The organism is Pirellulales bacterium, from assembly GCA_036267355.1.
Lineage (GTDB): Bacteria > Planctomycetota > Planctomycetia > Pirellulales > DATAWG01 > DATAWG01.
The window spans coordinates 1-7,171 of record DATAWG010000062.1 but is presented as its reverse complement, the minus strand read 5'-3'; the positions used below and the strand labels follow the sequence as shown (position 1 = coordinate 7,171).

Annotated in this window: 4 protein-coding genes; 3 read left to right on the top strand and 1 reads right to left on the bottom strand. The window is 59.3% G+C overall.

Annotated features, from left to right (window positions below):
• Positions 1 to 264: 264 nt before the first annotated feature.
• Complete coding sequence (locus VHX65_09640) at positions 265 to 1,296, top strand: PDZ domain-containing protein (GenBank protein ID HEX3998799.1); 1,032 nt, start codon at positions 265 to 267, stop codon at positions 1,294 to 1,296.
• Positions 1,297 to 1,672: 376 nt separating this feature from the next.
• On the opposite strand, the gene VHX65_09635 is transcribed toward VHX65_09640, so the two are convergent.
• Positions 1,673 to 4,159, bottom strand: a complete 2,487-nt coding sequence (locus VHX65_09635) for a DUF4159 domain-containing protein (GenBank protein ID HEX3998798.1) — start codon at positions 4,157 to 4,159, stop codon at positions 1,673 to 1,675.
• 512 nt (positions 4,160 to 4,671) lie between these two features.
• Between VHX65_09635 and VHX65_09630 the strand changes: the two genes are divergently transcribed.
• On the top strand, positions 4,672 to 5,628 hold the full coding sequence (locus VHX65_09630) for a MoxR family ATPase (protein HEX3998797.1): 957 nt from the start codon (positions 4,672 to 4,674) through the stop codon (positions 5,626 to 5,628).
• A 157-nt stretch (positions 5,629 to 5,785) separates the two neighbouring features.
• Positions 5,786 to 6,970 carry an AAA family ATPase gene (locus VHX65_09625; protein HEX3998796.1) on the top strand — a complete coding sequence of 395 codons (1,185 nt, stop codon included), beginning with the start codon at positions 5,786 to 5,788 and terminating at the stop codon, positions 6,968 to 6,970.
• The last annotated feature ends 201 nt before the right edge of the window (positions 6,971 to 7,171 follow it).

The following is a 7,171-nucleotide window of genomic DNA, read 5'->3' as shown; positions in this document are numbered from 1 at the left end:
AAAAACTATCCTGACGTAGTTGCGCTCAGCGTGCGCGCATCATCAAAACGCAAACTCATCCATGACAGTGCTTTCTTGTCCCGTGGCCTGGTCGAGCCGCTTGCAATCGGCGATTTCGCTGCGCTCGCGGCTTCGCTGGCCGGTTCCGCTTGGAAATCCCCCTAGCGAAACAACCGATTGTTCGTGGTATAATTTCGGGCACTAGAATTTCGGGCAAGACGGCAACTTCATGGATTCGCAGGCGAATCGAACATGAGATTCACGATGAACTTCCGACTGGCGTTTGCTTTTTTGGCCGTTACGGCAATCTGCGCTGCGGGGAGCGCTTTCGCGGCCCAACCGCCAGCGACGAAAGCGCATGCCTCGCGCGGCCAAGCGCTCGATACGGGCGCTGTCGCCTCGCCCCAGGCGATTGGGCAATGGGTCGGCCAGCTCGGCAGCGATAGCTATACGGTTCGCGAGGCGGCCAGCGACGCGCTCATCCAAGCCGGCCGGCCGGCGATCGCATCGGTCGTCGCCGCCAGTCAAAAAGACGATTTGGAAGTGACCACCCGGGCCGTGCAAATCTTGGCGGCAATGTTGAAGTCGAGCGATGTCGACACCGCCGACGCGGCAGCGACGGCGTTGACCAAAATCGCCGCCGTGCGAAATGCTTCCACCGCGGCAATGGCGGCTGCGGGCGTCGCCACCGATGCTTTGGGCGACTACGAGCAAATGCGGCAAGAGCGCACGCTGGCCGAAATTCGCCGCTTGGGCGGGACCGTGGTCGTCGGCAATCCGCTGACTGGAAGTCCCGACGGCGTGCAGATCACCTTGGATGCCGATTGGCACGGCGGCGCGGCGGGGCTGAGATTGCTGAAGCACGTGCCAAATTTGGAATACCTCTCGGTTCATGGCGTGGCCATGAGCGACGAGGACCTTGCCGAACTGCGGAGCCTGTCGCGATTGTCGGCTGTGGAACTTTTCGGCACCAAGGTGACGGCTGCCGGAAGCGAAAAATTTGCCCAATCCCATCCGGCAACGAGAGTCGATCGGCGCAGCAACGCCAAGCTCGGAATCATGGGCGAAAACGGCACCTGCAAAATCGCGATGGTCCAGCCCGGTTCGGCCGCCGAACGGGGCGGCCTGATGCCCGAAGACGTGATCCTGAAATTCCAAGGCCGTCCGGTGAACGATTTCGCCACGCTCACCAAGGAAATCGGCTCCTGCGATGCCGGCGACAAAGTGAAGCTCGAAATCAGCCGCGATAATCAAACGATCGAAAAGGAAGTCACGCTCGGGGCTTGGAGCAAGTGATTGCTGCGCCGGTCAGACGTTGTCGGCTTTGCCTTAAAACGCGCCGATCCACACACTGGCCCGAAGCGTTAGCGAGGGCGCGCTCCGTGGGTGGATAGCGCTCGCTAACGCCTCGAGCCGACACGCACGCGGCTCTGCCGTTATTCGGCGAGAGGGTGGCAACGTTGCGGGGCTCCATCGCTTACGCTTTGGGCTAGTGTTTGAGACAAAACCTGGTCTGGATTTTTCGAAGCCCTCATTCGTCTTGAGATCCTCGCGCGGCGCCTCCGCCGCGGAGCGGCGGTCTGGTTAGACCGCGACTCCGTCGCGGATGCGGTCGAGCGGGCGCTGGCATGGGATGGGTTTCGCCGGCGAGCACCAGCCATTCAACGGCCAATCATTGGTGCAGCGAATAGAGCAGAATATTCAGGCCGATTCGTTCGGCGTCTTCGCGGGTGTAGCCTTTGCACTCCAGCGAATCGTGTTTTTCCAGGGCGCAGCTCAAGTCGAACTTGGAAAAAATCACGCCCCAGCGGTCGCCGATTTTCAGGCCCTCCAATTCCGGCTCGATCTTGCGCTCGTTTGCCGATTCGCGGCCTTCCGTGCCGATGCCGAGCGGCTCGCGCAGCGTGACCTTCGATAGATCGTAGCCGCCGAACTGGCGCGAGAAGAGCGGATCGTTGCCGGCGATCGGCGTCAGGCCCTGGCCCTTGGGTTTTACGTCGGGATCGTCGGCGAAAATCGCTTGCATTTCGCGGCGGAAGGCGGCGGTGAACTCGGGGTTCGCACAAATTGAATCGGCCATCAGCGTGCCGCCGCGATCGATAAACTTCCGCAACTGCTCCCGCTCCGCCGCGGTGAAGCGGAACGATCGCCGGCCGTGCATGAACACCAGATGATATTTGAAGAGCGATGGATCGGTGATGTCGATGAGCCGCTGCTCGGTGCTGACGCGGATCTGCAATTCGCTGGCGGCCGCCTCGAGCAAATGCGGCAGCGCCGCCGGAGCGGCATCGCAGCCCCCGGCATGCCGCAGCTTGGCAATGTAGATCTTGTCGCGGGCGAAATTGTCTTCGCTGCTCTTTTCGGCCTTCGGCTTGAAGCTTTGATCTTTGGTTTTCAGTTCGCGATTCGTGGCATAGGCCAGCACGTTGATGCCGATCTTATCGGCCGCATCGATTTGAGCCGCGACGGCGGGCGAATATCGCCGGTTGTGTCCGGCGGAGAGCTCCCAAAGACACGATAGTCCGCCCGGCGGATCGCCCGGCTTCGGCGGCGGGCAATACACGACGCTCGTGCGGCAGCCGTAGTCGATTCCCATCAGCGTGCGCTGCAGCTCGGCCGGCACGGTTTCTTCCGCATGCCAAATCGGATGCTCCGGCGGCAAGACTTTGAGCTGATACTCGGGCGGAAATACCCGCTTCATCAAAGCTCGAAATCCGCGGTCGAACCCCTCGGCATCTGCGCAACAGGCTTCGGCAAAAATGAATCCGCCTCGATCGATGTAGTCGCGCAGCACCTGGCCCTGGCGATCGTCGATATCCGGCACCTCGCTGCCGTTCAGATACAGCACCGGCGATTGCAGCAGATCTTCGACCTTGGCTTTCGAGAGGTCGATCACTTGCCACGACAAACCGAGCGGGAACTCATGGCTCCACTTCGTTTCAACGTAGCTGGTGAGATTCGCCACGTCGCTATGATGATGATTCCAATCGTTGTCTGGGCCGTGCTTCAGCTTGGCCATCAAGATCGGCCTCCGGCCTTTGGCCAGGAAGAGGATCGCGAAACTCGTGGCGATGTTCGGATCGTGCTCGGGATCGAGGCTGCTTCCGGAATTCTGCCATTCTCCGCCGATTAGTTGCTCGCCGGGGCTAACCAGCAGCGCTGCCCCTTCGCGATACCAATCGTGATTGCCGATGAATCGCCGGGCCGTAAGCCGGCCAATGCGTTCGACGCCGTAGAGAAAATAGAAGTGCCACAACGATTGCTGGCCGCGCGGGTTGTTCTGCACGGTGAATTCTTTGCCGAGCCATTGCAATGCCCGTTCGACGCGCTCAGCCGAATCGTCGGCCTCCTGATTGCCGCAACAATGGATTTGGTCGCCGTCGGCCTGGGCTTCGCCGGCGCCCACGCGACCGGAGGCGATCACCAGCGAGGCGATCCCCGCACAGGTCATGCTGCCGGTGCCGATTTCGCCCTTGTTCGTCAGATTGTAGTAGCCGAAAGATCCGTCGAAATTCTGCGCCGCTTTCCAATAATCGAGCGCCAATCGCCACGTTTGATCTTTCACGGGCACACCGACGCGCTCGGCTTCGTAGAGAGCCAGCAGTGCAAACTGGCTATTGGAATTGTCGCCGTTGCCCAAGCCGGGATACGACCAACCGCCGCGGTGTGAATTGCCACGGTCGGTGATTTGGGTTTCTTCCAGCCATTTGACGTTCCGTTGAATGAGCAGAAGATCGCGATTCGGCTCGGCAAGGCAGAAGACCATCGTTTGCAATGAAACGGTGTAGGTCTTGCCGAGCTTGTCGGCATTGAGCGTGCGCAGGTAGCTAACCGCCTTGGCGACGTGCGGATCGCTGGCCGGCACTCCCGCGTAGAGCAGGGCCATCGCGCAGAGACAGGTAGTGCTGCCGATATAATGCGGATAATCGGGCCAATGGCCAAAATCCTTATCGAGGTCTTCCTTGCGCTCGAGGTAGTCGACGCCCTTTTGGATCGCCTGGCGGACCTGCTGAGCATCGACGTCGGATTGCTGGGCCCCTGGCAACGGGTTTTCCCCAGCGGCAAGAGCCGTTCGCGGCGCAACCGCAATGGCGACCACAAGCAGTGGACAAATCAGCTTTGAAATGGATCGCGGCCAAGACGGATTGAATCGCAGCATGAAGAGGGCTCTCCGTGAGCCAATTGGTAGATCTGGAAAAAGACAAAGGCGCCGCCCGGCCAGCCGCCATCGGCGCGGGAGTCGTTTCGCGTTCGCCACAAAGATTTTAGGCAGTTGCACTTAGGCTGGCAACGTGACACGCGGCGCATTGCTCATCGGCGGGGAGAAGCTATAAGATGAAGGGTAGGTTTATTTAGCGCCGTACGACGTAAGCAGCGATTTGCCGCCGTACCGACCAGCCCGAAGCGTTTAGCGAGAATGAAGCGCCGCGTGGCGCAGCCTGGCTAAGGCCCGGCCGAAAAATACCTTTCGTTTTTTGAACCCCTCGGCCTGCCCTCTCCCGCAAGGGGAGCGGAGGCTGCGGAGAGTTATTTTTCGGCCGAGCGTAACGCTTCGGGCTCGTTTGGCGCCTGTTTGCCCGATTCATTCCTTTCACGCAAGGATTCGCGTTGGCCACTAAGCCCCGTAGTCTCGGAGACTTCCTGCAGGAGTTCAGCCAGCACCGGCAATTGATGCAGGATGAATTGCAGAAGATCATCGTCGGCCAAAGCGACGTGATCGAGCAGCTTTTCGCCGCCATTTTCACCCGCGGCCATTGCCTGTTGGAAGGGGTGCCGGGGCTGGCCAAGACGCTCATGGTGAGCACGCTGGCTCGCATTCTCGACATTGGCTTCAAGCGCATTCAATTCACGCCCGACCTGATGCCCTCCGACATCACGGGCACCAATGTGTTGGAAGAAGACGAATCGGGGCGGCGGCATTTCCGCTTTGTCGAAGGCCCGATTTTCACCAACATCTTGCTGGCCGACGAAATCAATCGCACCCCGCCGAAAACGCAAGCCGCCTTGCTGCAAGCGATGCAAGAGCGCGAGGTATCGGTCGGCCAGACGACGTACACGTTGCCGGAGCCGTTCTTCACCATCGCCACGCAAAACCCGATCGAGCAGGAAGGCACCTATCCGCTGCCGGAAGCGCAGTTGGACCGGTTCATGTTCAATATCAAAGTCGATTATCCGACCGCCGCCGAAGAGGAGCAGATTCTCAGCGCCACGACGCGCAACGAAAAGCCCGAGGTTCGCAAGGTGCTTTCCGGCCGGGCGATCGTGAATTTGCAGAAACTGGTGGGCTCGGTGGCGGTGAGCGAGTATATCGTGAAATACGTGGCGAAATTGGTGCGGGCGACGCGGCCGAAAGACGCTTCATCGCCGGCCTATGTTCGCGAGCTGGTGGATTGGGGCGCCGGTCCGCGGGCCGGTCAGTTTTTGATTCAAGGCGGCAAAGCCCTCGCGGCGATGGAGGGAAGATTTTCCGTGGCCGTGGCGGATGTCCAAAAAATCGCCGTCCCGGTATTGCGGCATCGCATCAGCACGAATTTTCAAGCGCAAGCCGAGGGGATGAACTCCGAAAGCGTCATCGCCCGGCTGGTGGCGGATATCCCGACGCCGGAGATTCCGAAGTTTGCGAAGTGAGATTACGAAGCATCTCACGCGGAGCCGTGGAGAGGGCGGAGGAAGAGCAGGATGATGTGTAGCGCGTGGGAGCCCGCAGCGCTAGCAAGGGAATTGTGGGTAGGCCGTAGTTTCAAGACGAGAGATTGCGTTCCGCTGCTGGTGTAGAGTGATGGTTATGAAGCTCTTGAAACTCCACATCGAGAACTTCCGTTCGCTGCGTAATGTGGCCTGGGAGCCGGGCGACCTGAACGTTTTGATCGGCCCGAACGCGGGCGGCAAATCGAACTTGATTAGGGCGATCCAATTGCTGAGCTCTGCCGCGTCTGGCAACCCTGGGGACAACATTGTGCGGCAGGGAGGGCTAGCATCTCTAGCGTGGGGCGGGACAGAGCGGTTCATTGGGTTTAACGTAACCACCGTCGGAAAAGCTACTCCCAGTGGCGAGGAGGAAGTTAGATACACCTACACGTTCGGAATCACGAGGGAGGATTATCCGAGCAACTATTTTGTTGCCCCGGAATTTCTTGAACGGACGACTGGTGGTTTGGGTATCCAACTCATCGAACGATACCCGGGCAGTGCATCTTTGAAGGATGGAACAGGGCGGGAGGTACGCGCTCTTGCGTTAAGCGAGCTTGATCGGGAGGAGACTCTTCTTTCCGCGGCCGTTCACCCGATGACAGGTTTGCAGGACTTACGCGAACTCGAACGATTTTTTTCAAGATTGGCGACCTACCAAGAATTTCGAACCGACTCACGCGCAGCGGTTCGCCGAGCAGAAATATCGCGTAGGGAGCCGATCGTGAGCGCAGACGGTTCAAATCTCGTTTCCGTCCTACACACGCTTTACTCGGACAACTCGACATTTGAAAGCGATATCAACGATGCCATGTTCGCGGCGTTCGGCGACGAGTTCGTGAAGCTGGTTTTTTCCCCGAACGCGGCCGATCAGCGGATTCAATTCAAGGTCCGTTGGAAGAGTTTGGACAATCCTGTTCCCGCGTCGGATTTGTCGGACGGCACGCTGCGATATCTGTATCTGCTGGCGATTCTAGCCAATCCAAATCCGCCGCCGTTGATCGCCATCGACGAACCGGAAACCGGCCTGCACCCACGGATGATGACTTTTATTGCCGAGTTTGCCGCCGAGGCGGCGCGGCGGACCCAGGTGGTTTTTACAACGCATTCCGCTGCGTTTCTGGATGCATTGACCCGCTTCAATCCGACGGTAACCGTCGTCGAGGCAAACAACTCGGAGACGCAGATCAAGAACGTATCGCCTGAAGTGTTGGCCCACTGGCTGCAGGATTATCTGCTTGGAGAACTCTTCCGCTCGCGAACGCTGGAGGCGATGGCGTGAAGTTTGTGCTTCTTGCGGAAGGGCAGACCGAGAAGGGGGCCGTCGGCGCGTTTCTAAAACGGTAAGCGTTCACGATGTTTTGTCGCTTTCCGGAGATTGATTGCCTGATTTTAGCTGGCCTGTGGGTGGAGCGGTAGCGCGGAGATGTGTTCCAGAGTGGCAGGCGGAAGAGGAGCGGCAGGGTAAACGACAGCGCCGCTA

What these genes read in the sequence shown, in the direction of transcription:
- VHX65_09640 (HEX3998799.1), top strand. Translation starts at nt 265, where the DNA reads ATGAACTTCCGACTGGCGTTTGCTTTTTTGGCCGTTACGGCAATCTGC.
- VHX65_09635 (HEX3998798.1), bottom strand. Translation starts at nt 4,159, where the DNA reads ATGCTGCGATTCAATCCGTCTTGGCCGCGATCCATTTCAAAGCTGATT.
- VHX65_09630 (HEX3998797.1), top strand. Translation starts at nt 4,672, where the DNA reads ATGCAGGATGAATTGCAGAAGATCATCGTCGGCCAAAGCGACGTGATC.
- VHX65_09625 (HEX3998796.1), top strand. Translation starts at nt 5,786, where the DNA reads ATGAAGCTCTTGAAACTCCACATCGAGAACTTCCGTTCGCTGCGTAAT.